This is a genomic window from Corynebacterium glyciniphilum AJ 3170 (assembly GCF_007673095.1).
GTDB lineage: Bacteria > Actinomycetota > Actinomycetes > Mycobacteriales > Mycobacteriaceae > Corynebacterium.
Window position 1 is genome coordinate 1 of the sequence record NZ_VDYZ01000370.1, and the last position, 232, is coordinate 232.

The following is a 232-nucleotide window of genomic DNA, read 5'->3' on the forward strand; positions in this document are numbered from 1 at the left end:
ATATTCGAACCCATCCCCACTTTCTTTCCTCATACATTGGCCCCTGATTGAAATTAATGAAGTTTTTTATTTTAGGACTTGCACTTTTATCTGTTACTAGGATTCCGTCAGGGCTTACAGCGACCACAATATTTGATAAGCCCAGGATTGAGACTGGGATGTCAATTTCGTTTATAAGGTGAGTATTATCACAGTCATCACTTATAATACCTTTGCCAATCTGTCTGTTCTT

General features: G+C 37.9%; 1 protein-coding gene. It reads right to left on the reverse strand.

Annotated features, from left to right (window positions below):
• The coding region (locus FS507_RS18290) for a hypothetical protein (protein WP_222121488.1) at positions 1 to 232 on the reverse strand (232 nt) is incomplete at both ends.